At 58.4% G+C, this 25,526-nt stretch carries 19 protein-coding genes and 1 pseudogene; 13 read left to right on the forward strand and 7 right to left on the reverse strand.

From position 1 onward, the window contains the following. Positions 1–7: 7 nt before the first annotated feature. Positions 8–787, reverse strand: a complete 780-nt coding sequence (locus BLS41_RS34395) for a 3-ketoacyl-ACP reductase (protein ID WP_074772446.1) — start codon at positions 785–787, stop codon at positions 8–10. Then, the gene (locus tag BLS41_RS34400; RefSeq protein ID WP_074772449.1) at positions 784–1,929 is read right to left on the reverse strand and encodes an acyl-CoA dehydrogenase family protein; all 1,146 of its coding nucleotides are present in this window, start codon (positions 1,927–1,929) and stop codon (positions 784–786) included. Before BLS41_RS34400 ends, BLS41_RS34395 begins: the two co-directional genes overlap by 4 nt. 200 nt (positions 1,930–2,129) lie before the next feature. Between BLS41_RS34400 and BLS41_RS34405 the strand changes: the two genes are divergently transcribed. Next, a complete protein-coding gene (locus BLS41_RS34405; protein ID WP_074773453.1) occupies positions 2,130–3,671 on the forward strand; it encodes an acyl CoA:acetate/3-ketoacid CoA transferase in 1,542 nt (513 codons plus the stop codon). A gap of 53 nt (positions 3,672–3,724) precedes the next feature. Here BLS41_RS34405 and BLS41_RS34410 read toward each other — a convergent pair whose 3' ends face one another. Then, on the reverse strand, positions 3,725–4,321 hold the full coding sequence (locus BLS41_RS34410) for a TetR/AcrR family transcriptional regulator (protein WP_253189878.1): 597 nt from the start codon (positions 4,319–4,321) through the stop codon (positions 3,725–3,727). Positions 4,322–4,614: 293 nt separating this feature from the next. Here BLS41_RS34410 and BLS41_RS34415 point away from each other — a divergent pair, with 293 nt between their 5' ends. The 8 genes from BLS41_RS34415 (at position 4,615) to BLS41_RS34450 (ending at position 14,370) form a co-directional block, all read left to right on the forward strand. After that, entirely contained in the window at positions 4,615–6,123 is a 1,509-nt protein-coding gene (locus BLS41_RS34415) for an aldehyde dehydrogenase family protein (RefSeq protein WP_074772455.1), read from the forward strand. Between the two features lie 114 nt (positions 6,124–6,237). Beyond that, positions 6,238–7,908 carry a GMC family oxidoreductase gene (locus BLS41_RS34420; RefSeq protein WP_074772458.1) on the forward strand — a complete coding sequence of 557 codons (1,671 nt, stop codon included), beginning with the start codon at positions 6,238–6,240 and terminating at the stop codon, positions 7,906–7,908. Positions 7,909–8,032: 124 nt separating this feature from the next. After that, positions 8,033–9,112, forward strand: coding sequence for a sugar ABC transporter substrate-binding protein (locus BLS41_RS34425; protein WP_074772461.1), 1,080 nt, complete (start codon positions 8,033–8,035; stop codon positions 9,110–9,112). 62 nt (positions 9,113–9,174) lie between these two features. Further along, positions 9,175–10,128: an ABC transporter permease gene (locus BLS41_RS34430; RefSeq protein ID WP_074772464.1), complete on the forward strand. Its 954-nt coding sequence runs from the start codon at positions 9,175–9,177 to the stop codon at positions 10,126–10,128. A gap of 16 nt (positions 10,129–10,144) precedes the next feature. Then, the gene (locus BLS41_RS34435) at positions 10,145–11,644 is read left to right on the forward strand and encodes a sugar ABC transporter ATP-binding protein (protein WP_074772467.1); all 1,500 of its coding nucleotides are present in this window, start codon (positions 10,145–10,147) and stop codon (positions 11,642–11,644) included. 7 nt (positions 11,645–11,651) lie between these two features. Further along, positions 11,652–12,611: an ABC transporter permease gene (locus tag BLS41_RS34440; RefSeq protein ID WP_074772470.1), complete on the forward strand. Its 960-nt coding sequence runs from the start codon at positions 11,652–11,654 to the stop codon at positions 12,609–12,611. 59 nt (positions 12,612–12,670) lie between these two features. Beyond that, on the forward strand, positions 12,671–13,420 hold the full coding sequence (locus tag BLS41_RS34445; protein ID WP_074772473.1) for an electron transfer flavoprotein subunit beta/FixA family protein: 750 nt from the start codon (positions 12,671–12,673) through the stop codon (positions 13,418–13,420). 14 nt (positions 13,421–13,434) lie between these two features. Further along, positions 13,435–14,370 (forward strand): electron transfer flavoprotein subunit alpha/FixB family protein, encoded by a 936-nt coding sequence (locus tag BLS41_RS34450; RefSeq protein ID WP_074772476.1) that lies wholly within the window; start codon positions 13,435–13,437, stop codon positions 14,368–14,370. A gap of 1,163 nt (positions 14,371–15,533) precedes the next feature. Here BLS41_RS34450 and BLS41_RS38150 read toward each other — a convergent pair. The 4 genes from BLS41_RS38150 to BLS41_RS34465 are packed head-to-tail and all read right to left on the reverse strand — an operon-like array spanning position 15,534 to position 20,573. Next, on the reverse strand, positions 15,534–16,013 hold the full coding sequence (locus tag BLS41_RS38150) for a hypothetical protein (protein ID WP_216350639.1): 480 nt from the start codon (positions 16,011–16,013) through the stop codon (positions 15,534–15,536). Then, positions 15,982–18,027 carry a hypothetical protein gene (locus BLS41_RS39795; RefSeq protein ID WP_253189879.1) on the reverse strand — a complete coding sequence of 682 codons (2,046 nt, stop codon included), beginning with the start codon at positions 18,025–18,027 and terminating at the stop codon, positions 15,982–15,984. The genes BLS41_RS38150 and BLS41_RS39795 overlap by 32 nt, the downstream gene beginning before the upstream one ends. After that, a complete protein-coding gene (locus BLS41_RS38735; RefSeq protein WP_074772478.1) occupies positions 18,011–19,732 on the reverse strand; it encodes a site-specific integrase in 1,722 nt (573 codons plus the stop codon). The genes BLS41_RS39795 and BLS41_RS38735 overlap by 17 nt, the downstream gene beginning before the upstream one ends. Next, complete coding sequence (locus BLS41_RS34465; RefSeq protein WP_171910382.1) at positions 19,710–20,573, reverse strand: site-specific integrase; 864 nt, start codon at positions 20,571–20,573, stop codon at positions 19,710–19,712. Before BLS41_RS34465 ends, BLS41_RS38735 begins: the two co-directional genes overlap by 23 nt. Before the next feature lie 656 nt (positions 20,574–21,229). Between BLS41_RS34465 and BLS41_RS39275 the strand changes: the two are divergent. From BLS41_RS39275 to BLS41_RS34485, 4 genes and pseudogenes are all read left to right on the forward strand, one after another. Further along, positions 21,230–21,841: pseudogene (locus BLS41_RS39275) on the forward strand (Gfo/Idh/MocA family protein); the annotation flags it as partial. 52 nt (positions 21,842–21,893) lie between these two features. Further along, complete coding sequence (locus BLS41_RS34475; RefSeq protein WP_074772487.1) at positions 21,894–22,715, forward strand: sugar phosphate isomerase/epimerase family protein; 822 nt, start codon at positions 21,894–21,896, stop codon at positions 22,713–22,715. A 44-nt stretch (positions 22,716–22,759) separates the two neighbouring features. Continuing rightward, the gene (locus tag BLS41_RS34480; protein ID WP_074772489.1) at positions 22,760–23,530 is read left to right on the forward strand and encodes an ATP-binding cassette domain-containing protein; all 771 of its coding nucleotides are present in this window, start codon (positions 22,760–22,762) and stop codon (positions 23,528–23,530) included. After that, complete coding sequence (locus tag BLS41_RS34485; RefSeq protein ID WP_083380232.1) at positions 23,527–25,464, forward strand: thiamine pyrophosphate-dependent enzyme; 1,938 nt, start codon at positions 23,527–23,529, stop codon at positions 25,462–25,464. The genes BLS41_RS34480 and BLS41_RS34485 overlap by 4 nt, the downstream gene beginning before the upstream one ends. The last annotated feature ends 62 nt before the right edge of the window (positions 25,465–25,526 follow it).

Genomic DNA, 25,526 nt, shown 5'->3' on the forward strand with positions numbered 1-25,526 from the left:
AGCTAGCTCAGTATTTGGTGACGAGAAGGCCGCCGTCGACACGGATCGCCTGGCCCACGCTGTAGGGAAGGCCGCCGGTGGCAAGCGTGCGCACTGTGATCGCCACTTCCTGCGGCGTGCCCCAGCGTTTGATGGCAGTGAGCCCCTGTTCGATCTGCGTGTCGTAGCGCGCGCGTGACGGCGCGGTCATTTCGGTTTCGATCAGGCCGGGTTGCACTTCATACACGCCGATACCGTGTTCCGCGAGACGCAGGGAGAAGAGCGTGGTCGCCATCGAAAGACCGGCCTTGGATACGCAATATTCGCTACGCAGCGACGAGGCCGCGATCGCATTGGACGACGTGATCGTGATGATCGACGGATGCGCGGCGACGGGTGCGCCCGGGCGCGCGAGGCAATGTTTCGCGAATGCCTGCATGAGAAAGAATGTGCCTCGCGTATTGACCGTGACGCAACGGTCGAAACTTTCCGGTGTGACGTCGAGCAGATCACCGCGCGACAGTACCGAGACGCCAGCATTATTCACGAGGCAATCGATCTGACCGTTGAGGGCGGTCTCGATCGCCTTCAACGTTGCCGGATGCGAATCGATGTCGGCAAGATCGGAGAGCGTCGCGATCGCTCGTGCACCGGTGTGCTGCACCTCACGCACCGCATCGTCGAGTTCGTCCGATGCAACGGCGTCGGTTAGCGCGAGGTCGAAACCGGCGCGCCCGAGTTCAATCGCGATCGCGCGCCCGATGCCGCGCCGGCCGCCCGTGACGAGGGCAATCGGACGTGTACTCATAGCGAGGCTCCGTTAGCGAGCAGATCGCGCGCAATGATCGTGCGCTGGATCTGGTTGGTGCCTTCGTAGATCTGCGTGATCTTCGCGTCCCGATACAGACGTTCGACCTCGAAGCCGCGAATGTAGCCGCTGCCGCCGAAAATCTGCACGGCGTTGGCGCTGTGCCTGACGGCGGTGTCGCCGGCAAAGCACTTCGCCATCGAGCACGCGATGCTGGCGCGCTCGCCCGATTCGAGCCGTTCGGCGGCATCGAGGACGAGCAGACGTGCGGCCTGAATATCCTTCGCCATGTCCGCGAGCATCCATTGAATGCCCTGCAATTCGGCGATATGGCTGCCGAATTGCTTGCGGGTCTGCGAGTAGTCGAGTGCTGCTTCGAGCCCCGCCTGCGCGATGCCGACCGCAAGCGAGGCGATCCCCACGCGGCCTTTGTCGAGCGCGCTCATCATCATGTGAAAGCCGCGGCCCTGCGCGCCGAGCAGAGCGTCATGGCGCAACCTCACACGGTCAAAATTCAACTCGCCGACCTGCGACGCGCGCTGGCCCATCTTGTGCTCCTTGGGGCCCTTCGACACCCCGTCCAGCGAACAGTCGACGATGAAAATGCTCATGCCCCGTTTGCCCGCTGCAGGGTCGGTCCGGGCCAGCACGAAGGCGACGTCGGCGACCGGCGCGTTGTGAATCCACAGCTTGGCCCCATTGAGTTCCCAGCCCTCTGCCGTACGGGTCGCGGTGGTGCGAATGCCCGAGACATCGGTGCCCGCGTCGGCCTCCGTGATGCAATAGGCCGGCCGCAGTTTCGCGCGCAATAGCGGCTCCATGTAGGTCGCACGCTGCTCGTCCGTGCCATGGACGGCGAGCAGCGTGCCGACCAGTTCGAGGAGGCCGCACTGGTCCGCCACGGACGCATAGCCGCGCGACAGTTCCTCCATGACGAGTGCGTAGGCCGTGACGTCGAGTCCGGCGCCGCCGAACTGTTCCGGCACGGTGATGCCGAACAGGCCCAACTCACCCATCTGTGCGTAGATCTCCGCCGGGAAGCGTTCGTCGCGATCCAGTTCTTCCGCGACCGGACGAATCACTTCCTGAGCGAAGCGCCGCGTGGTGTCGCGAATCTGCTGATGCGTTTCCGAGAGTTTCATGCTGTCTCCATCCTCATGATCGGCACCTCTTTTGTGCCTGGTTTGTGCTGTGCAGGTAAACCCGAGCCTCGCGTTTCACCGCTTGAATTACGTGATTTCCTGTGCCAACATTGCCAACAAGTAACCATCTGGATGGTTATTTAAAACCAACGAATCACTGATGTCAACGAGCTTTGTGGCCGATCGAACTGGAGGGTAGTTTGAAAAACTGGAGGCAAGCCGAAGAGGCGGTCGAGCAGATTTTCGATGGGGCGACCATCGCGCTGGCGAGTAACGGCGGCGGCATGCTGGAGCCGGACGCCGTACTCGAGAAACTGGAGGAGCGTTTTCTGGCGACCGGGCATCCGCGGGATCTGACGGTGGTGCATGCGCTCGGAATCGGCGACGGCAAGGGCAGCGGGCTAGGGCGTTTCGCGCATCCGGGCATGGTGCGCCGCGTGATCGGCGGACACTGGAGTTGGTCGCCGGCCATGCAGCAACTGGCCAGAGAAAATGCGTTCGAAGCGTACAGTTTCCCGGCAGGCGCCATCTCCACGCTGCTGCGCGAAATTGGCGCAGGACGGCCGGGTCTCGTCACTCATGTGGGGCTGCGCACGTTCGTCGATCCACGTTTAGACGGCGGCAAGATCAATGCGCGTGCCACGGAAGATCTGGTTGAACTGATCGAACTCGATGGGCGCGAGTATCTGCGCTACAAGCCGTTCAAAGTCGATTTCGCGATCGTGCGCGGTTCGTCCGCAGATGCGGCCGGCAATGTCACGCTGCGCCGTGAACCCGTCGATCTCGACACATATGCCGCAGCGCTGGCCGCGCACAACAGCGGCGGCCACGTGATCGTCCAGGTCAGGGAGCGCGAGCCGGCAGGCTACGTGCCGGCGCGACTGGTGCGCATTCCAGGTGTTCTCGTCGACACGCTCGTCGAGACAGCGGCCGCGCCGCAGTGCGCAATCGCCGATTACGACGCGACGCTAAGCGGCGAATCGCTCGGCACGATTGCCGACGGTTTCTACGAAGTACCCACCGGCATTCGCCGCATCATCGCGGCGCGCGCATCGCGTGAATTGCACGACGGGCATTCGGCGAATTTCGGTTTCGGCATCCCTGGCGGGATTCCGGGTCTGCTCGCGCAGCAGGGACGGCTGGGCACATTCTGGGGAACCGTCGAGCAGGGCATTCACAACGGCGCCATGGTCGATGGCCCGATGTTCGGCTCCGCGCGCAACGCCGATGCCATCCTCTCAAGCGTCGATCAATTCGATTTCTACAGCGGCGGGGGTGTCGACATTTCGTTTCTCGGGATGGGCGAGATGGATGGCGACGGCAACATCAACGTGTCGAAACTGGGTTCGACGGTAGTGGGGCCGGGCGGCTTTATCGACATCACGCAGGGTGCCCGCAAGATCGTTTTCTGCGGCAGTTTCGAAGCAAAGGGACTGCAGGTCGAGCAGATCGGAGAACGTGTGAATATCGTTTCGCCGGGGAGTGTGCCGAAACTCGTCGAGCGTGTGCAGCACATCACGTTCAGTGGCGTGCAGGCGCGTATTGCTCAACAGGAAGTGTTGTACGTGACAGAGCGCGCCGTCTTCAGGCTGGAGGAGAGCGGCGTTCGTTTGATCGAAGTGGCCGAGGGGGTGGATATCGAACGGGACGTGCTCGCACGGATGGGTTTTCGTCCGCTTGTCGACGACGCGTTGTTCGCGCGCAGTCGTGGTGCGGACAAGCCAAAGGAGCAGGCAGCCTGATGAACGGCCGCGCGCCAGCGAGCGCCGACGCGCGGCGCACCATGAGTTGGCACTCAGGCGCGTACCAGCCGGAGGACCGTTTCGACGTTGAAGTCGAGGCGATTTTTCAACGCTTCCTTGCTCATGAAGTCGATGTCGAATATCACCCCGCTGGTGAAGCGGTTGGTCAGATAGTAGTAACCGACGGCGGCCATGGTGATGTGAAGCTGACGGGCATCGACGCCGCTGCGAAACACGCCCGCCTTGACGCCGCGATCGAGTATGCCTTGCAACATCGAGATGAAACCGTGATGCAACTCCTTGAACCGTTCGGAATTCTTGACGTGACGCGCCTTATGAAGATTCTCGCTGTTGACGAGTGTCATGAACTCGGGATTTTTCAGGTAGTAGTTCCACGTGTGCGTGGTGAGCGCAACGATAGCGTCCTGCGGCGACAGATGTTCGAGATTGAGCTTCTGTTCGGCGTGCCGGATGTCCGCGTACGCATCTTCGAGCACGGCCTGAAAGAGTTCCTCCTTGCTGCCGAAGTAGTGATAGATCATGCGCTTGTTGGCCTTGGCGCGCGTCGCGATGGCTTCGACGCGGCCACCGGCGAGACCGAGCTTGGCGAACTCTTTTTTGGCGGCTTCGAGAATGCGCGCCCTGGTCACCTCGGGGTCTCGCTGCCGGGGTGGCGCAGCGCCAGCGGCAGCTTTCTTCGGGGCCCGGCTGGGGGGCGTGCTCGCAACAGTCATATCGGATTTTCGCTGCAGTAAAGGGTGGAGGGCGTCGTTGTCGATCTGGCGTCGTGGCACCGACTATAGACCAAAAAAGCATTACCCGGAAGTAACCGGATGGTGCAGAATGGGACGCAAAAAATGCATGAGGCATCGCGTCGATTGTGCGATTCCCTTGGCCCGCAGGGCGCTTTCCAGCGCGTGTGGAAGAAACTCTGGAGACGTGAATGAGCAATCTGAATGAGCTGGCGGCAACACTGAAACTTCCGTCCGAACCTGTTCGCACGCCGATGTTCATCGACGGCCGGGACCATGTCGCGCCCACTGCGGAATTCGTCACGCGCAACAGTCCGGGCCACGGCGTGCCGGTGACATCCACGGCGCACGCATCAGTCGACGATCTGAACGCGGCGGTTGCCGCGGCTCGCCGCGCTTTCGACGATGGGCGCTGGTCCCGTCTGTCCGGCGAGCAACGCGCCACGGTGCTGCTCAAAACGGCAAGCCTGATCCGCGAAAACGTGGAGATGCTCGCCTATCTGGAAACACTGGAAAGTGGCAAACCGATGGGCCAGTCACGTGGCGAGATCAATGCGGCCGCGGGCATCTGGGAATACGCGGCGGGTCTGGCACGCGTCGCGCACGGCGATTCGCACGACAACCTGGGCGCGGACCTGTTCGGCCTCGTGGTGCGCCAACCGGTCGGCGTGGTAGGCATCGTCACGCCATGGAATTTCCCCTTTTTCATTCTGTCCGAAAGGTTGCCGTTCGTGCTCGCAGCGGGATGCACGGCAGTGGTGAAACCCGCCGAGCTCACCTCGACCACGACGCTCAAACTCGCCGCGCTGCTGACCGAAGCGGGGCTGCCCGACGGTGTCGTGAATGTCGTGACCGGTCTCGGTTCGAAAGTGGGGCAGGCACTCGCGGAACACATGGACGTCGACATGGTGTCGTTCACCGGATCGACGGCCGTGGGCCGCTCGGTGTTGACGGCAGCGGGCGGCAACATGAAGAAGGTCGGACTCGAACTCGGCGGCAAGAATCCGCAGATCGTGTTCGCGGACGCCGATCTGGCCGATGCCGCCGACGCCATTGCCTTCGGTATCTGCTTCAACGCGGGTCAATGCTGCGTATCGGGCAGCCGTCTCGTCGTGCATCGCTCCGTCGAAGAAGAGCTTGTCGAGCGCGTCAAGGGCGTGATGGAAAAGGTGCGGGTGGGTGATCCGCTCGATGCGTCGAACCATGTCGGCGCAATCGTCGATGCGCGTCAGTTCGACAAGATCGGCGGTTTCATTGAGGCGGGCAAACGCGACGGGGCACAACTGGTACACGGTGGCACATCGAGCGGGGAGGGCGAGCGCTTCTTCATCCAGCCCACGCTGTTCCGCAACGTGGAGCCGCATAGCGCTCTCGCCCAGGAAGAAATATTCGGACCGGTGCTGGCGGTCACGTCATTCGATACCTTCGATCAGGCCATCCAGATTGCGAACGGCGTGCCCTACGGCCTCGCCGCCAGCATCTGGACGCGCGATCTGAAGGGTGCGATCAAAAGCTTTCGCGACGTGCAGGCCGGGCGTATCTGGGTCAATTGCACCATTACCGGCGGCCCGGAAATGCCGATCGGGGGCGTCAAGCAATCGGGTATCGGTCGGGAAACGGGACGCTATGGGGTCGAGGAATATACCGAACTGAAATCGGTTCACGTCCAGTTGGGCAATCGGCCGCGCTGGATCGGTTGAATCGGCCGGGTCGGTTCAAGCCGGTTGAGCGGCCGTCAGGAGCCGTTGTGCAAGCCTCAGGAATAGCGGAAACGCACGCAGCAGTGTGGCCGCAGAACAGTATCGGAGACAGCAATGTATGACTATGTGATCGTAGGTGGCGGCGCGGCGGGTTGTGCGCTGGCGGCGCGTCTGAGCGAGGATGCGGGCAACCGGGTGCTGCTGCTCGAAGCCGGACCCGCTGATACCGATCCGTATATCCACATGCCGGTTGGCTTCTTCAAGATGACCAGTGGCCCGTTGACCTGGGGCTATCGCACGGTTGCGGCGGCTGAAACCCGAGGACGGCAGATTCCGTTCGCGCAAGGCCGCGTGCTCGGCGGTGGCGGCTCGATCAACGCGATGGTCTACACACGTGGGCAACCGTCGGATTATGACGGCTGGGAACGCGACGGCTGCACCGGCTGGGGCTTTCGCGATGGAGTGTTGCCATACCTGCGCCGCATGGAAGACAACGAGCGGCTGTGCAACGAGTATCACGGTGTCGGCGGCCCGCTCGGCGTGTCCGATCTCATCAGCGTCAACGAATTGACCAAGGCGTTTGTACTTGCGGGGCAGGAAGCCGGCATGCCGCATAACAGCGACTTCAATGGCGCGCAGCAGGAAGGCGTGGGGGTCTATCAGGTGACGCAGCGTCATGGGAAACGCTGCAGTGCGGCCGTCGGCTATTTGCGCGACGCGCGTTCGCGGCCCAATCTGACAGTGCGAACCGGTTGCCTCGTGTCGCGCGTCGTCATTGAAAACGGCCGTGCAACCGGCGTCGAATTCGCTCCCGGCGACGACCGCTCGAATGTCACCATCGCGCGAGCCGAACGCGAAGTGATCGTGACGGCGGGCGCCATTGGGTCACCCAAGCTTCTGATGCTTTCCGGCATTGGGCGCGCGCAGGACCTGGAACGCGCCGGTGTGAAACCCGTGCACGTGCTCAACGGTGTCGGCCAGAATCTGCAGGATCACTTCGATATCGACATCGTCTACGAGTTGAACGGCGCGTACAGCCTCGACAAGTATTCGAAGAAGCACATGATGCTGCTCGCCGGCCTCGAATACAAACTCTTCAACAAAGGGCCCGTTACGTCCAACATCGCCGAAGGAGGGGCCTTCTGGTATTCGGACAGCAGCGTCCCGACGCCCGATCTGCAATTTCACTTTCTGCCCGGCGCGGGCGTCGAGGCCGGCGTGCCGCCGGTGCCGTCCGGCTCGGGCTGTACGCTCAATTCTTACTTCCTGCGGCCGCGCAGCCGGGGCAGCGTCACGTTGCACAGTGCCGATCCCGCTGACGCACCTGTGATCGATCCTGCGTATATTCGCGACCCGTACGACCTGAAGGTAGCCGTCGACGGGATTCGTCAGAGTCGCGAAATCATGAGCCAGAAAGCCCTGAGCAAGTACATCAAAAGCGAGCATTTTCCGGGCGCAAACGTGCGCACCCAGGCCGAATACGAAGCCTACGCCCAGCTGTACGGACGTACCGGCTATCACCCGGTCGGCACCTGCAAGATGGGCATCGACGAACTGTCGGTCGTCGATCCGCAATTGCGCGTGCATGGAATCGATGGGCTGCGTGTCGCCGATTCTTCGGTGATGCCGCGCATCGTGAGTTCGAATACGAATGCCCCCACGCTGATGATCGCGGAAAAGGCCGCGGATCTGATCCGGGGTCTGGCGGCAACGCCTCGGCCGCCGGTGGGCAAACTCGCGAGTACCTCGGGCCGAGTCGCACTCGAGAGCGCCGTGACGGTTTGAGATCAGACGGAGGCAGCGGTTAGGGACGGCCCGGGAAATTGGGCCGCCCTGCCCCATCGGTAAATATCCAGTTATTTATAGACGACCCTGATGCACAGGGTCTTTCTGGCTCGGAGGAGACATCATGTCGAAACAGGATCAACACACAGGCGTATCGCGTCGCGACTTCATCAAGCTCGGCACAGGCGCGGCATTTGCCGTCGCGAGCGGCGGCATGTCGCGGCTCTCGTTCGGCGCGGGACAAACAACGCTCGCCTGCTCGTTCCGCTCGCTGACCAATCCGTATTACACCGCGTTCAACAAGGGCGCACAGAACTTTGCCAAAAGCATCGGCTTGCCGTATGTGCCGCTGACGACCGAAGGCAGTTCCGAAAAGGGCATCGCGGATATTCGCGCGCTGCTGCAAAAGACCGGCGGCAATCTCGTGCTGAACGTCGATCCCAACGATTCGGCCGACGCGCGCGTGATCGTCGAAGCCTGCTCGAAAGCCGGTGCATACGTGACGACGATCTGGAACAAACCGAAGGATCTGCATCCGTGGGATTTCAATCCGAACTACGTGGCGCACATGTCGTTCGACGGCGTGGCATACGGCGAGGCGACCGCGACCGAGTTGTTCAAGGCGATGGGCGGCAAGGGCGGTGTCGTTGCGATAGGCGGCATTTTCAGCAACGTGCCGGCTATCGAGCGCAAGGCGGGCCTGATGGCGGCATTGAAGAAATTCCCCGATATCCAGTTGCTGGACTTTCAGGTGGCGGACTGGGATTCGCAAAAGGCTTTCCCGATCATGCAGGCGTGGATGACCCGCTTCAATTCGAAAATCAAGGGCGTCTGGGCCGCGAACGACGACATGGCGCTGGGCGCGATAGAAGCGCTGCGCGCCGAAGGGCTGGCCGGCCAACTGCCGGTCTCCGGCATGGACGGCACGCAGCCGGGGCTGGCCGCGATCAAGGCCGGTGAACTCGTGACGACGGTGGATTGGGACCCTTACTGGCTCGGTGGCATCGGTCTCTCGATGGGCCTCCAGGCGCAGCAGAAGAAGTTGCAGGTTGCTTCGTTGCCGAAGGATCAGCGCGAATCGTTCTGCAAGGCCACCCTCGTGAACAAGGCGAACGTGCAGACGGTCATGGCGCATGAATCTGCGCCTAACGCCGACTGGAACAATCTCTACGCCCGCGTCGCGGGGCCCGTGGTGTATCGATGAGCAAACTAACCGTAGCGCCTACCCGGCGGGCCGTCAGCACAACAACAACCGGGATCGGGTTCATGTCGATGCATTCCCTGCTACAGCGCTTTGCGCCGCTGCTGGTCTTGCTGGCGCTCGGCCTTTGCATCGGTGCGGTCAATCACGATTTCTTTGATCCGATGAACCTGGCGCGAATCGCGATCTCCGCCGCGATTCCGCTCACCATCGCGCTCGGCGGAACTTTCGTGATTCAGCTCGGCAGCATTGATCTGTCGGCGGAGGGGATCGTCGCGGTTTCGGCCATCACCGTGTCGATGCTGGTCGGGAACTCGTACAACGACAATCACTACGGGCTGTGGGTGCTGGCCGTGGCGATCGCCGCGGGCACGGTATTGGGCCTGGCTAACGGCGTGCTGCACGTGTTTCTGCGTATTCCGTCATTCATCGCCACGCTCGCGGTCGGCTTCGTGGCGACCGGAATCGGCACCGCATGGCTGTCGGGCAACACGATCCGCGTGAGCGACACGGCGCTGCGATCGATTGCGATCACACGCTACGCGGGCCTGCCGTTGTCGGTTTGGATCGGCCTGCTCGCGCTTGGCGTCGCGTGGTTTATCTACCGGCATACGTTGCTCGGGCGTCACACGCTGGCAGTCGGTGGCGGAGAGGACCTCGCGCGTCTGAATGGGGTCCGGGTGCGACGCGTGCGGATCGCGATCTTCGCGCTGGCGGGCACATTCTACGGCGTCGCCGGCATCCTTGCGGTCGCGCAATATGGGCAGGGCCATGCGCTGATCGCCGACGGCCAGCTGTTTGTCGCGATCACGGCCATCGTGGTAGGGGGCACGTCGCTCGCGGGCGGCAACGGCAGTCCATTCAATACGCTCATCGGCACCTTGATCGTCGTGGTGCTGGGCAACGGAATGGTGCTGCTCGGCGTGCCGCCGTACGTGCAACAGGGCATACAGGGCGTGCTGATTATCGTTGCCGTGACGCTGGCGCTCAATCGATCGCACCGGCGCATCGTCAAGTAAGACTGGGAGAGTCGACATGCTGAATCTCAAGAACATCACGAAACGTTTTCCAGGTGTGCTCGCGCTGGACGATGTTTCGGTCGAAGTGCGGCCCAATGAAATTGTCGGTCTGATCGGCGAGAACGGTGCGGGCAAGTCGACGTTGATGAAACTGCTGACCGGCGCTTACCGCCAGGACGCAGGCGAAATCACGCTCGGCGGCCGGCCGCTCGTGATTCGCAATCCGCGCGACGCTACGGCGAAAGGCATCGCGATGGTTTATCAGGAGCAGTCGATCCTGCCGAACCTTACTATCGCCGAGAACCTGTTTCTTGGCCGCGAGGAAAACTTCACGACGTTCGGCCGCATGAACTGGTCGAAGCTTAAACACGCTGCGCAAGCGGAACTTGCCACCGTGCATCTGGACATCGATCCATTGACGGTCTGCGAAGACCTGTCATTCGGCCAGCGTCAGATGGTGGAGCTGGCACGCGCGCTGTCGCTGGCGAGTCGAACCGGCGGCACGCCGATCATTCTGCTCGACGAGCCGACGTCGGTTCTCGAAGCTGCCGAAATCGAGATTCTGTTCAGGCTGGTGCGCGAACTCAAATCACGCGCGTCGTTCGTGTTCGTCTCGCACCGGCTCGACGAACTACTGTCGCTGAGCGATCGCGTGTATGTGATGAAAGACGGCAAGGTGGTGGCGCAGATGGCGTCGGCCGACGCTTCGGTCAAGCAGCTTCATGAACTGATGGTGGGCCGTTCGATGAACGGAGAGTATTACCGCGAAAATCTGCAGAACCCGTGTCGCGATGAGGTCGCGCTATCCGTTCGACACGCCTCGCTGGGTCATGCGTTAAATGACGTTTCGTTCGACGTGCGGCAGGGTGAGGTATTCGGCGTGGCGGGTGTGGTGGGCTCGGGGCGCGAAGAACTGTGCCGTGTGATCGCGGGTCTGGAGAAGCTCGATTCGGGCGAGGTGCGGATTGGCGACACGCTGCTCAAGCCACAAGCGAATCATGCTGTGGCGCTGGGCGTTGGCTATGTGCCGCGCGAGCGCAAGGTGGAGGGACTCGTGACGCAGATGAGCGTGGCGGAAAACCTGACTTTGCCGCGTCTGGGATCGGTAAGCCGGGGCGGCGTCGTGCGTAAGGGTAACGAGCGCAAGATCGCCAACGAGTGGATCAGGCGGCTGCAAATCAAGACGCCGGGACCGGACGCATCGTGCCGCAATCTGTCCGGGGGCAACCAGCAGAAGGTCGTGCTCGCCAAATGGCGCTTTGCCGGAAGCCGGATTCTCGTGCTCGACCATCCGACACGCGGACTCGATGTGGGTGCGAAGGAAGAGGTCTACCAGCTGATTCGCGAACTGACGGCCGAAGGCGTGGCCGTCGTGCTCACGGGCGACACGCTCGAAGAGATTCTCGGTCTGAGTCATCGCGTGATGGTGATGCGCGATGGCCGCGCGCAAAAAGTTCTGCCGTGCGAAGTGGGCTCGAAGCCTTCGCAGGTTGAAGTCGTCGAACATATGGTGTGAGGCAGCTATGTCATTTCTGAAATCACCTTCGCGCGCCACGCTGCGCGACAACGCGCCCTTTATCGCACTGGTGGCGTTATACGTGTTGATCGAAATCGCCGAGCCGGGTTTTATGGCGTTATCCACGCAACTCGGACTGCTGGCGGACAGCTCCACACTGTTCATCATGGCCGCCGGTACGACTTTTGTCGTGCTGCTGGGCAGTATCGACCTGTCGCTTCAGGCTGTGGCTTCGCTGGCGAGTGTGATCGTTGCGCTGTTCCTGCCGCGATATGGCGCCTGGGCAGCGGTCATTGCCCTCGCGGCGTCGTTCGGGATCGGCCTGCTCAGTGGCGTGATACAGACTGTGCTGCGCATTCCGTCGTTCATCGCAACGCTTGCCATCGGCGGGATTGCCTCGGCAGCGGCGCTCACGCTGTCCGGCACGCGTTCGATCGCGATCAGCGACGACATGCGCGACGGGTCGCTGGGCTGGACTACCGGAACCTCGTTCGGCATCCCGCATGAGATCCTGCTGGCTGTGGCGGTGTTTGCGTTCTGCTGGTTTCTGCATCGTTCGACAGTGTTTGGACGTCGCACCGACGCGATTGGCGCAGGCGAGCCGGCCGCGATCGCTTCAGGCGTACGTGTTTCCGTGACGAAGTGCCTGGTTTTCGCCACGTCGTCTTTTTTCGCCGGGCTGGCTGGCGTCGTCATGGCGGGGCGCCTGGGCAGTGGCTCGCCGACTCTGGCCAATCAGTTCCTGTTGCCGGCGATCGCTGCGGTGATCGTCGGAGGAACGGCACTGACGGGTGGATCGGGCGGCATTGTGCGCACGTTGATCGGAGCGCTGCTGGTCTCGGTGGCGCGCGTGGGCATGACCTTCGTCGGCATTACCGTGTTTGCGCAGCAAATCGTATTCGGTGTGATCCTGATCATCGCCGTGACAGTGGCTTTCGATCGCTCGAAGGTGTTGGTTATCAAATAGATTTTTTTGTGGTCTGTTTCGACTGATATGGACAATCTGGCGAAGAAGGGTGAGGACGAATGAAAGTGCTAGTAGCAGTGAAGAGAGTGGTCGATTACAACCTGAAAGTCCGTGTGAAATCGGATGGCACGGGTGTCGATATCGCGAACGTGAAAATGTCGATGAATCCGTTCGACGAAATCGCCGTTGAAGAAGCCGTGCGCTTGAAGGAAGCGGGCGTGGCGACTGAAGTGATCGCCGTGTCCGCAGGCGTCACGCAATCGCAGGAAACGCTGCGCACCGCGCTGGCGATCGGCGCGGACCGCGCGATCCTGATCGAATCGACTGAAGAACTGCAGCCGCTGGCCGTTGCGAAGCTGCTGAAGGCGCTGGTCGACAAGGAACAGCCGCAACTGGTCATCCTCGGCAAGCAGGCCATCGACGACGATTCGAACCAGACCGGCCAGATGCTCGCCGCGTTGGCGAATCTGCCGCAAGCGACGTTCGCGTCGAAGGTGGTCGTCGCTGACGGTAAAGCGACGGTGTCGCGTGAAGTGGACGGCGGTGCTGAAACGCTGTCGCTGACGCTGCCGGCCGTGGTCACGACCGATCTGCGCCTGAACGAGCCGCGCTATGTGACGCTGCCGAACATCATGAAGGCAAAGAAAAAGCCGCTGGAAACGATCAAGCCGGAAGACCTCGGCGTTGACGTTGCGCCGCGCCTGAAAACGCTGAAAGTCGCCGAGCCGCCGAAGCGCTCTGCCGGTGTGAAAGTACCGGACGTGAAGACGCTGGTCGAGAAGCTGAAGACCGAAGCCAAGGTGCTGTGAGGGAGACTGACGAAATGACGAATCTGGTAATTGCAGAACACGACAACGCGTCGATCAAGGCCGCGACGCTGAACACGATTGCAGCGGCGCAGAAAATCGGCGGCGACATTCACGTGCTGGTGGCAGGGCACAACGCACAAGCTGCTGCGGATGCCGCAGCGAAGATCGCAGGCGTGAGCAAAGTGTTGCTGGCCGACGCGCCGCAACCCGAAGCGGGCCTCGCCGAAAACGTCGAAGCGACCGTGCTGAACATCGCGAAGGATTACACGCACATCCTCGCACCGGCTAGCGCTTACGGTAAGAACATCGCGCCGCGTATCGCCGCGAAGCTCGACGTCGCGCAGATCAGCGACATCACCGCTGTGGATTCCGCCGACACGTTCGAGCGTCCGATCTACGCGGGTAACGCCATCGCCACCGTGCAATCGGCTGATCCGATCAAGGTCATCACGGTTCGCTCGACCGGTTTCGACGCCGTCGCAGCCGAAGGCGGCAGCGCAGCGGTCGAGAAGATCGAAGCGGCAGCCGACAGCGGCATCTCGCAATTCGTCAGCCGTGAAGTGACGAAGTTGGACCGTCCTGAACTGACGTCGGCGAAGATCATCGTGTCGGGTGGCCGCGGTCTGGGCAATGGCGAGAACTACACCAAGGTGCTTGAGCCGCTGGCCGACAAGCTGAACGCAGCGCTTGGCGCATCGCGTGCAGCGGTCGACGCAGGCTTCGTGCCGAACGACTATCAGGTCGGGCAAACCGGCAAGATCGTCGCGCCGCAACTGTACGTCGCAGTCGGCATCTCGGGTGCAATCCAGCATCTGGCCGGCATGAAGGACTCGAAGGTCATCGTCGCGATCAACAAGGACCCGGAAGCGCCGATTTTCAGCGTCGCCGATTACGGTCTGGTGGGCGATCTGTTTTCTGTTGTACCGGAATTTGTCGTCAATCTACCTTAAGCGCAGTCGCGCAAATAGCTAATGTGCATTTGCCTCGCAGAAGGCACGGCGACAATGGGACATGCAAAGTTAAAGCAAGCCGCGATCGTGCGTCGATCCGACAACTTCGTTAGAGATTGCAGATTTCTTCAACGTCGCACGCCGGTGCCGGAGCGATCTGTTGGCGTCGCGACGGCCAGTCCGGAGGCCTCAGAAAGTTCTGACACGCCTCACACTGGTAGGCAAGGTCGAGCTAGGCGATTTGTTTGGTACCACGACGGACCACAGTAGGAGGAGCTCCAGTTTCTTGATGTAGATACGCAACGCCTTTCGCTGGTTTTGATCTAAGCAAAGGTATCTAGAGGACGTCGAGGTAGTGGCTTGCGCCGACATGCTGGAAAGATTAGGCCCGGCAAGTGCCCGGTGTAATCTAAAGTGGGGCATCAGTTTGGCATGGTGGAAAAGGATATTACTTGACGCATGGCAAACGCGCGGGTTCAGGCGGCACGTTCCAAACTCTGCACCGTATTCGTTACGGTCGTGTTTGGCAAAACCACCAAATTATCTAGCAGCGGAATTATTTCAACCGGCTAAGGCTCGCAGGAAAAGCCATCGAAAAAATGTCAAATTTCGGACTTTACGCCCTCGCAAACTGAACTGCAGGTCGTTAGTTGACGCTTGCATGTTTCACCTCGTCAAGCGAGCTCTCGCCGTCGGACAGTTGACTTCGTTTGCACATGGGGTCGTCCCCACCGTCTGCGCGTAAGAGAGAACGAACTTCGATTTGATGTGAACAAACGTTTCTCACGATTTCACATAATTCAAGTCAGCAGATTTTTTGAGATGCTTGGGCTAGGTGTGCATGCCTCTATAGCCCGGTCGGCGATACGGCGAGGCCGCGATAACCCCCCGTTATCGCGGCAAAATTCAATCCAAGTGGGACGATCCTGTTATTTGTGGTTTGATTCCGATATTCGACAGCTACGACGATCGCTAATCCGATTTGATTGCAGCGGCACAGTCTGCAGGGCGATCTAGATCAATGAATCGCCCGCGGAGCGAGAATTGCTCCTGAATCTGTGCTGTGATCGAATTCGTGCTCTGCTCTCGTTCCGCTTTTTCAACAGTTCAATTGGGCGGCCAAGTCGATTTTTTCCATTAAGAAATTGATCTATCGAGAAACTTTACTTCTTGTTCGCGTTTCTTCCTCGAAAATTGGTAACGTTAGACGGTGTAGACGGTCCTTCCAATATCTCGATTTTCGCAATCAAGTCAGCGTTTTCCAATGCCAATTCAAGTATTTTAGCATCGGCTTCCACGAGCCTGGAAACAGCTTGATCCCTTTGAAGTTTGATCTCCTCAAGTCTCTTCTTGAAATCACGATTCTGACTCCTCTTTGCAAGATCTATTTTCCGTTTTGATGGAGAAGTTTCGTGAGTAGGATCCCGCAACCATCTCTGGATATCATTAATGAGGGTGGGATAACGGGATTTCCTAAGAGCTGACGGGTCACGGCCGGCCTCTTTCGCAACATTGTTTTGAGATACCGGACTTCCCTTTGGAAGATGTTCCGGTCGGTTTTCTTTCAAGCGAGTAAAAGCGTGCCTGAACAATTGTTCTGCGGTTGAATTCTCAACTTTGCTTTTTTTTTGTGAGGATGGCAATTGCATTCTCCAAAGCGCGCTTCTGCGCGATTAGCGATCTGTATAAAGGACTATCTGCGGGAGTATCGGCGATCCGGTCATCTACAATCTGAACGAACGCCGAAATTGGCTCTAATTGTTGAAAATCTATGAGCGCATCATTACACGCGCCACGCCCGTCGCCACCGCCGCATCTAATAATATTGTCGATGCCGCCGTATTCACAAGGACCTCGACGGGTGCAGACGCCCAACAAAGTTTGTCTGCAGGATATCTGACCGGTCTTGCCTGCTTGTACAAGATTTTTGGCATCTTTTGGATCTAACAATCGCAGCACTTCGGCCTTACGTTCGGACCCGTACGGGCTGAGAAAGCGATCGGAGAACAGTTGACGGATTTCCTTGCCCATCATTTCGTACATCGTCCGGATGTATTCCTTCCGAGCAGACTCATTTAACGCGACTTCCGAGAAGCCTTGTCCATAATAGAGAGACATTGATCTGCAAGCATGCTTGGCTTGATACTGCGCTGATGCTTCGGAAACGATTCCCGACGCTTGCATGTTGACCATGCCGGTACGCCGCAATTGATGCCAAGCTAAAGGCCAAATTTTTCCGACTGCAAAAATTTCGCCGTCCAGCGTCGGCGTGACACGTCTCGCAATCTCCAAGTCGGATTCTGTGATGCGTAAAACTTCGGGATCAAAGAGGTTCCGACAGTTCTCAATCAGCGTTCCATAGTTCGGAGTTTTAAATCGAAGACTGATGGACGACTTACTAGGGCCCATGGCCCATGGCTCGTATGAGCGCGTAAGCAATGGCGGATTATCAAACGCCTTCGGATCGTCCAGAACGCCGGAACAGCCTTTGGCGGCTTCCAGTCGAAGACGAGCAACAACATTTGCAGCGTCGACCGCGATTTTGGCGGACGGCGAAGTAACCCATCGAGCATCATCGTCTTGGATCGACTTTGCAGTCGGACCACATAAAAGATAAATTGCCCCGAAGGATGGGTCGTCTTCGATTTGCAAACAGTTTGATCGAAGAGCACATGCTTCGTTTATGCGCATTAAGGAAAAATTAATTAGATACGCGATACTTGCTCTCTGGATATTGCTAAAGTAGCTACCGAATGTGCTAATGCGAAGATCTCTTAACGACTGCCCGGGGAGGGCGCACCATCGTTGCAAAATTCCGTCGACGCCAAACTTGCGTGCTGCGTCGCCGAATGTCCCGTAATATATGTGAGCTGGGGTGCGAGTGCTTTTTGTAAATGGGAGCAAATGGGGATTTCGATCGTCAGCGTAAGCCGCTTGCAATGACCCATAATTTTTTGAGTACGCACCGAGACAGAAGTGATAGAGATTTTCGATTTGTTCTTGATGCGACAAGAAATCGTCGAGGAACAAGCGAAGTCTTGAAAGTTGATAGGTCCAAATTCGTGAAGGGATATAAGCGGTTTGCTGGTTCTCGTGGTCCGAAATTCCCGCCGCGATCCGTCTCAAGCCCTCTCTGTCAAAAAGCGTGAATCCGATCTCGCTTCTGCGTTCGAATAAAGTGTGTAGCAGAGACAAAATGCTTTCAGCACGAGATTTCTGAACTAGATTCACTGCCTTATCGACGACAGCGGGGAAACGATAGAGTGCAGACGCAAGAATGTTTTCCTGAGAGCACAGGATGAAGAAGGGTTTTATAAATTTTATATGCTCTACAATAGTTGTAGCCCTGCTCACGCTACGTCGACCAAAAAATAGCCATGCCGATACTTGACGAAGTAGACGCGCATTTTCCGGTGAAATAATTCCTCTGCTATTTGACGTTGCTCCCCCATTGAAGCTGATGGTTAATGGACGGCCTTCCCAGCACGAAAGGTCCCATTTGGCGTCACCGTAACGACTAACGACGATGCCATTTTTGTCAATAACGATTGGAAAGTCATCCGCAGGCGGCCAAGTCGCAGGGCGAAAATTTTCGCTACTTTCGTTGATGAGCGGTGATTGCACAGCGAGGCGAAGTCGGTCAATCTTGATACCCATTGCGATTCTCCGTCAATTGGATGAACACATCCCATGCGGGGTGGTATGTTCCTTCTACTACGCGTGTCGAAGCTTCTTCGACCCATTCGTTCCTGCGTGAGTCGATCTCTCGTATCACCTTGAGCTTTTCGCTCAATCTATCAATTGCAGCTTTAGCAGGGTGTTGTGCATTGTCTTTCTGGGGCGGGCGATACTTTGAAAGTTCCAGCGATTTAAGATAGCGATAGGAGGCAAGCGACCACACGTGATCTTCCGTATCTAGGTCTCTTTGATGCTGGCAGAACAGGCAGCCTGCGGGGCTTACGCAATCTGGTTTTGGTGCATCTGAGGGACTTTCATCGAATGGTTCGGGTTTTTTACCGGCGCACACGCCGGGCCCGGCAGCTGCCATAGCGGGGTCAGAAATAGAATGAAATCGACTTATTTCGTTTATTGCACGCTGATGATTGGGTTTCTCGTAGACGCGTATGAGTGTTTGTTCCGCGTGTTGAGCCATTTCCGCTGTCAATTTGGTGTCGGACGTTCGGCGTAGTAGCCAATTGATTTGAGTATTGCGGAGAATCTGTGCACCACAAAATTTAATGCCTAATCGTTTGCACCGCGTTCGAACCGAATTAAAGGGAGTGTCGGCGGCGTCTGATTTGCCGTGGTAGTTCCATCGAGGGAATAAACGTTCATCTGTTGGAAACACGGCCTTACGCCATTCTAGATAGCGCTCAAAGATATGTCGGTATTCGCTATAAATAGAAAATTCGACTTCACCGCGACGACGATCTTTGAAAATTCGGCGAACCTCATACCCATTGTGGCTCGATGCATAGTTAAATTGCCCGACTTGAAGTGTTCGAGCCTGAGAAAGATTCATTCCTGAGCAGGCCATGAAAGTCAACAGTTCAGCTTCCACTCTGAGTGTGGTTAATGTATGTCGGGTACGAAGCGATCTGTCATCGTTCCATTTTTTTCGCTTCTCGGTTATTCTTCGGCGATCCCAAGACGGGGCGGTTGAAGATAAAGATTTGACATTTTCTGCAGGCATAAGTCCGGACCATTCTTCAAGCGACTGGCCGCTCCTCAGGCGAATCCGTACCGGAAGATCGCCGAAAATGGCCTCTGCGGTAAGCCCATTTATTACGTCAATCAAAAATCGCCCGAAGACAAACGTGTCGGAAATATTTTGCTTATCCGTTTCTTTTCCAATTGTTTTCTTCTTTGAGGACATGAGGGACTTACGTGGGAAGTGCGTCCGACTTAGTAGCTTTACTTTGCTATCACACAGTTCGTCAAATAGATTGCCGAGTGTTCGTGCATAGTCATACGCTGTTTGAATCGATCTTGTCGAAGATGGCTGCTGCAACAGATGTTCGGACCAATGCAGAAAGTCTCCTTCTACCGACGCGATTGTCGGCGTTATATTGAAGGCATCTGCCCAGCGGAAAAAAATACGAAGCGCATAAAGATAATGATCAAGAGTTGCGCGGCTAGTGCCTGATACAATCTTGGCCTGCAGGATTTGATGGAGTCTGAAAACAAGTGGTTGGCGCTTTTCGAGAAGAGTACCTCGTTGTCTATTCCCCAGTGCGCCAAACTCTCTTGCTGGTATCCCGGCGGCATCCTTATATAACATATAAGACAGATCCCATGGAATTTGGTGCGCGTTGAATTTCGCTTCGGGGAAAGTGAGGTCAGGAACACGGGATTTTGCCATTAGTTGCTCCTTCACTGCCTTGGACAAGGCCTAAAAATTCACGGGTGAAATCATTCGCAGCTTGTTCCTTGATGGGCGTTTCTTCGACAAAGCGTATATAGTGAAGCGCGGTCGACTCGGATTTCACCAGCAATGCTCTTTTGACCATTGAGATAGCAAACATCGAACCTCCGACGCGGATTGCCAGTCTCGCGAGCTCGGTCGCAAAGGTGCATCTGCTCTGATGAAAGTGGAAATCACGTAATGCATTCAGGCCGGACGATTTTGCTTTTTCTCTAAATGAATGCATCTCGACATTAATTGCGTTGCTGTTATTTACACCGTTTTGACAAAAAGAGTTGCCGAATCGAGTTAAGAACAAAAGATCTTTGTTTTGAAGTGAAGCTTTTATCTCGCGCTTTAGTCGTCTAGCTCCCGTTGCATAATCGCGCAGCCTGTTTAGTAAAAGCGATGAAAGTGAAATCTGACCAGTGACACCGAGTTTAACCGCGACTGGAGGATGTGCGCCGGGCCCTACTGTTATTTTAAAAAAATGACGTGCCGCAGGATCGGGAACTGCATTATCCAGCGTTTGAACCTTGAGATCTGCAATCGTACCGATGCGCATGCCGGTAAAAAATCCAAGCATAAGCATTAGATAGAGTTCCTCGGATGCGTGGTCATTTGCGAGTTTGAGAGCATCGTTGCGATCTTCGGCGCGAATCGGCAGTAGACCGAATTCGAGACGCACACCTACCGGTCGGCGGTTTGGGATGCTCAAATCGGTGGTAAGAACACCAATAGTGCGTTCAAATCCGGTAGGGTCCGGGATATGAATTCCAACAATACGTTCCTGCCACATGGGCCAAGTTGTAGAAAGTAGTGCGTTGGCTCGCAGCCATCGATAGAACTGGATTGCCGTTCGCATCCTTTGGGATGAGGTTGAGGGCGCTAGGACACCGGTCCGCCGCAAATCGACAAGGTGCCCCCTGTAACGAACCAGACAGCGTTTCGCCCGTTGCATTGGGAAATCCCACCAATCGGTGTTGGTGGACTCAAGCCAGTTCGCGTACGCCAGTAGTGACGCTGCGCGGGATTGGACTGTGCGGATGTCAACATGTCCGTCAGTTGCGGCTTCGAGCATCCAAACGTTTGCTTCCCTCCAAGGGTCTCCCGTATTCCAGAAGATCATTGGTAGTCGGGGAATTGGTCTGCCGTGGTTCACAGGCGCCCAGTCGACTTCGCCGTCAATAACCCGAACACGTTGTGGTCGAAAACTCACTGTTTCAAGCCGCGCCATCAGCCCCCCGCAGAAAGTCTTTTGGGCACTCCCCGGTCGTTAGTTTCATGGGAAATCCGATTCATAAACGCGTGGTCGTCACGGACCCTCGATGCTGATCCGATCAGAAAGGAAATTGCGACTATGTCTATAGAGTGTGACTAATTAGTATTTATGTCAATACTCAAAACTAACGTGTATCGGAGAAAGCGTCGGCGTATCCCGCTGCGTCGCGTTATCGCTATGACCTCGCGCAGTCGGGCGGCGCGACCATTATCGATCTGACGATTCACCGCATCGACCTCGCGCGTCATCTGGTGGGCGATATCACGGGCGTGTTCGCCGAACTCTCGCATCACGTGCTGCCGGAAAAAGTCGATGACAATGTGTGGCTGTTGACGCGCTTCGCGAACGGCGCGCGCGGCGGCCTGTCGTCGGATCGCTATTCGCCCGCGATTGGCGACGGCACGGATCTGTACGGCACCGAAGGCTCGATTCACATTGCGAGCGAAACGCTCAATCCTTTTCATGCCGCGCCGCTTGCCATTTACACCGAGCGCAAAGCCGCCGAATTGCCCGACGTTCTGCGGGAAGCGCATTACCCGGACGCATGGTGGAACACATTTGAAGGCGGGTGGATCAAGATATTCCCGCCACGTAAAAGCCCTTATTCCGGGCAATTCGCTGCGTTCTGCCAATGCATTCACGAGGGCACGGTGCCGCTCGCGTCGGGTATCGACGGATTGCGCGCGCAGGAAGTCGTGCAGGGCGCGTATATCTCGAAGAACGAAGGGCGCTGGGTCGATCTGCCGTTACCCGTCGACGCGCCGTTCAATCTACCGTCGTATTGACGTACGCATAACGGACACAGCGACGCGAACGTCGCCGAGCGGAGGAGAGCACATGTACGCAGCATTTCATACGGTGGGGCTGCCAAAGCGCACGCTCGCCGAAGTGGTGGGCGCGGTGAAGCGCGCGGGCTACGCGGGCATCGAGCTGAATGCGGAAACCTTGCCGTGGGCCGACGCGCACATCACGCCGGACACGTCGCCTCAGGAACGCGCGGGCGTGCTCAAAGCGATCCGTGCGGCCGATCTGAAAGTGGCGGCGGTGGGTGCGCATATTCCAATGCTGCATCCCGATGCGCAACGCCGCCGCGATGCAATCGACTTCGTGAAGGGATGTAGCCAGCTAGCGGTGGAGATGGAGACGCGCTACATCCACATTCTTTCGGGGCCGCTCGCCACCAGCACGAGCGAGGATACCGGTTGGCGCTGGTTCGCCGACGCGGTGGCGGAAGTGGTCGAGCACGCGTCGTCGCTGGATGTCGACGTGGGTATCGAAGCGATTGCGGGCCATCTGTTTCATCGCGCCGACGATTACGCGCAGCTTGTCGCCGATCTGCCCGGCGTGCCGTTCAAGGTGAACTTCGATCCGAGCCAGATCGCGGTGCAGGGCGCGAATCCGCTGGAAATCGTCAATCGTTTCGGCGACCGCATTGCCCATGTGCATATGAAAGACGGCGCGGGTCATTTCCCCGATTTCTCATTTCCGCCGCTGGGCAACGGCGGAATCGATTTTGAAGCGCTAGTTGCCGCCTTGCGTGAGATTGGCTATGACGGCGCGTTGTCGGTGGAATACGAGGCACAGGTCTACGGATTCGAGTTGAGCGAGCAGCAGATACTCGACGAAAGCCGTGCGTTTCTCGCGCGGCTCGACGTGTGACGATGCCGTGACCACGCTGTGACCGCACCGACAGGACCCATGACATGCGATCAGAACACGCTCAACCCTTCATGCAACTGCGTTCGGTCGGCAAGCGCTTTGGCGGCGTCGAGGCTTTGCGCAACGTCGACCTGGACATTCATTCCGGCGAGGTACTGGGGCTACTCGGCGACAACGGCGCGGGCAAGACGACCCTCGTCAAGGTACTGGCCGGGGTGCATTCGCTGAGTTCCGGCGAGATCTGGTGCAACGGGCAATCGGTCGATATCTCCGCGCCGAAAGTCGCGCACGAACTCGGCATCGAGACCGTGTTTCAGGATCTGGCGATGGTGCCCAATCTCGGTGTCACCGATAACTTTTTCATTGGCCGAGAAATCACCACGACGCTGATTCCGAAGCTCATCAAGGTGCTGCGCAACAAGGCGATGCATGCCGACGCGCGCGAGACGCTGAACCGGCTCGATATTCATATTCCGTCGCTGAAAGTCTCGGTGGATAGCTTGTCCGGCGGTCAGCGCCAGGCGGTTGCGATTGCGCGCGCGATTCGCTGGAAAGCGAACCTGGTGATTCTCGACGAGCCGACCGCTGCGCTTAGCGTGCCCGAGCAGAACAAAGTGCTGGAGTTGACGCGCTCGCTCGCGAATCAGGGCGTCGCGGTGATCTATATCACGCACAACATGAGCGATGTGCTCGCGGTAACGGACCGGATCGCCGTGATGTATCGCGGACAGAAGGCCGGCGAGCTGATCACGGCGCAGACCAGTCAGGGCGAGATCGTCGAGATGATCATGTCGGGCAAACGGAGTCGCGCATGACGGCCGGGCAAACTTCCATCGCCCAGCCGCAATCGCGCGACGCACCCGAGGTGCCGGAAAGCGCCGCAGCGGTTGAGGTGCGGCATCGTGCGCGCGCGATTGCAAATGCAGGCGGCGTGATGAACGCCATTGCCGCCGGCACGCTGAATGCGTCGCTCGATGTGACCGTTTCCGAAGCGCTCGTGCTCGCGTTGCTGCGTCAGAATGTGAGCAAATATCTCGGCATTCTGGGGCACGGCACGACCGACCTCGGCAACATCCTGCGTATCTATTCCGAAGAGGGCGTCACGCGGTTTTTCCCTTGCCGCAACGAAGTCGCGATGGCGCATGCGGCGACCGCGCTCGCGTGGGTGTTCGGCGAAACACCGGCTGTCGTGACGTCGATCGGGCCGGGCGCATTGCAGGCCTTTGCCGGATCGCTGGCAACGGCGTCGAACGGCGTGGGCGTCTATCACATCTACGGCGACGAAACCACGCACGGCGAAGGCTACAACATGCAGCAGATTCCCGGCCCCCGGCAGAACCAGTTTCTGCGTCTGACTGAAACGATGAGCGGGGCTTACACGCTGCATACGCCGGAAGCGCTACGTGACGCAATGCGGCGCGGCACGGAAACCGTGCATCGTCCCTATTTCGCGGGCCCGTTTTTTCTGATGCTGCCGATCAACGTTCAGCCGAAACGCGTGCAGTTGCGTGTAGACGCATTGCCGGAACGCATGCTGATGCCGGTACTCGCTCCCGCACGCAGCGACGCTTACGACGCCGCGTGCGAGTTGATCGAAAGTCATCAACGGATCGTGATTAAAGCGGGCGGCGGTGCGCGCCGCTATGGCGCCGAACTCGAGCGTCTGGCCGATGTGGCTGGCGCGGTGGTGGTGTTGTCGCCGAATTCGTTGGGCGTGTTGCCCGATGCGCATCCGCGCAACATGCATGTGGGCGGCAGCAAAGGTTCGGTGTCCGGCAATCACGCGATGGAAAACGCTACGTTGCTGATTGCGGTCGGCTCGCGCGCGGTCTGCCAGGCGGACTGTTCGGGCACGGGTTATCCGATGGCCGAAGCGGTCATCAACATCAACGGCGATATTCACGACGCGAATCACTACAACCACACAGTTGCTCTGACCGGCGATATTGGCGCGGTGGTCGACGGTCTGATCGTTGCGTTGCAGCGGCGCGCGAGAAAGCAACTCGTGAGTCGCGACTGGCTCGACGCATGCGTCGCCAAAAAGGCCGAATGGACCGCGTTAAAGCGTGCACGCGTGAGCGGCGCGACGTTGATGGACGCTGCATGGGGCAGGCAGGTGCTGACCCAGCCGAGCGCGATTTACACGGCCGCTTCGTTTGCAAAGCGCATCGGCGCAGTCAAGCTGTTCGATGCAGGCGACGTGCAGGCCAACGGTTTCCAACTGGCCGAAGACGATCACCCCGACGACACGTTCACCGAAAGCGGCGCGTCGTACATGGGCTTTGCCGCAAGCGGCCTGCTCGCGGGCGCGTTCGCGAGCCACAGCCGCTACATGATGGCGTTCACCGGCGACGGCTCGTTCATGATGAATCCGCAGATTCTGATCGACGCGGTCGTGCACGGCGTGAAGGGCATGCTCGTGCTGTTCGACAACCGTCGCATGGGCGCGATTTCGTCGTTGCAGGTCGCGCAGTACGGCCCCGACTTCGGCACTAACGACGATGTGCGCGTCGACTTCGTGGCAATGGCGAATTCGGTGACCGGCGTGAAAGGTTTGTTCGGCGGATGGTCCGCGAAAGAACTGGAGGCGGCGCTCGACGAAGCGTACCGGCACGACGGTTTGTCGGTGGTTCACGTGCCGGTCTATTGGGGACGTCTCGACGAAGGCGGTATGGGCGCTTATGGCCGCTGGAATGTTGGTCCGTGGGTGCCGGAGGTCGAGAAGCTGTATGGTGGGCAGACGCTCTAGCAGAGCTGGCGCTTAACGAGTTCCCTTGTGTATGACGACGATGGCTTGCTCATCGATGGCAA

Source organism: Paraburkholderia fungorum (assembly GCF_900099835.1).
Taxonomy (GTDB): domain Bacteria; phylum Pseudomonadota; class Gammaproteobacteria; order Burkholderiales; family Burkholderiaceae; genus Paraburkholderia; species Paraburkholderia fungorum_A.

Excerpts from the sequence above, each read along its gene's own strand:
- BLS41_RS34395 (WP_074772446.1), bottom strand. The coding sequence starts at position 787 with ATGAGTACACGTCCGATTGCCCTCGTCACGGGCGGCCGGCGCGGCATC.
- BLS41_RS34400 (WP_074772449.1), bottom strand. The coding sequence starts at position 1,929 with ATGAAACTCTCGGAAACGCATCAGCAGATTCGCGACACCACGCGGCGC.
- BLS41_RS34415 (WP_074772455.1), top strand. The coding sequence starts at position 4,615 with ATGAGCAATCTGAATGAGCTGGCGGCAACACTGAAACTTCCGTCCGAA.
- BLS41_RS34420 (WP_074772458.1), top strand. The coding sequence starts at position 6,238 with ATGTATGACTATGTGATCGTAGGTGGCGGCGCGGCGGGTTGTGCGCTG.
- BLS41_RS34425 (WP_074772461.1), top strand. The coding sequence starts at position 8,033 with ATGTCGAAACAGGATCAACACACAGGCGTATCGCGTCGCGACTTCATC.
- BLS41_RS34430 (WP_074772464.1), top strand. The coding sequence starts at position 9,175 with ATGTCGATGCATTCCCTGCTACAGCGCTTTGCGCCGCTGCTGGTCTTG.
- BLS41_RS34435 (WP_074772467.1), top strand. The coding sequence starts at position 10,145 with ATGCTGAATCTCAAGAACATCACGAAACGTTTTCCAGGTGTGCTCGCG.
- BLS41_RS34440 (WP_074772470.1), top strand. The coding sequence starts at position 11,652 with ATGTCATTTCTGAAATCACCTTCGCGCGCCACGCTGCGCGACAACGCG.
- BLS41_RS34445 (WP_074772473.1), top strand. The coding sequence starts at position 12,671 with ATGAAAGTGCTAGTAGCAGTGAAGAGAGTGGTCGATTACAACCTGAAA.
- BLS41_RS34450 (WP_074772476.1), top strand. The coding sequence starts at position 13,435 with ATGACGAATCTGGTAATTGCAGAACACGACAACGCGTCGATCAAGGCC.
- BLS41_RS39795 (WP_253189879.1), bottom strand. The coding sequence starts at position 18,027 with ATGGGTATCAAGATTGACCGACTTCGCCTCGCTGTGCAATCACCGCTC.
- BLS41_RS38735 (WP_074772478.1), bottom strand. The coding sequence starts at position 19,732 with ATGGCAAAATCCCGTGTTCCTGACCTCACTTTCCCCGAAGCGAAATTC.
- BLS41_RS34465 (WP_171910382.1), bottom strand. The coding sequence starts at position 20,573 with ATGTGGCAGGAACGTATTGTTGGAATTCATATCCCGGACCCTACCGGA.
- BLS41_RS34475 (WP_074772487.1), top strand. The coding sequence starts at position 21,894 with ATGTACGCAGCATTTCATACGGTGGGGCTGCCAAAGCGCACGCTCGCC.
- BLS41_RS34480 (WP_074772489.1), top strand. The coding sequence starts at position 22,760 with ATGCGATCAGAACACGCTCAACCCTTCATGCAACTGCGTTCGGTCGGC.
- BLS41_RS34485 (WP_083380232.1), top strand. The coding sequence starts at position 23,527 with ATGACGGCCGGGCAAACTTCCATCGCCCAGCCGCAATCGCGCGACGCA.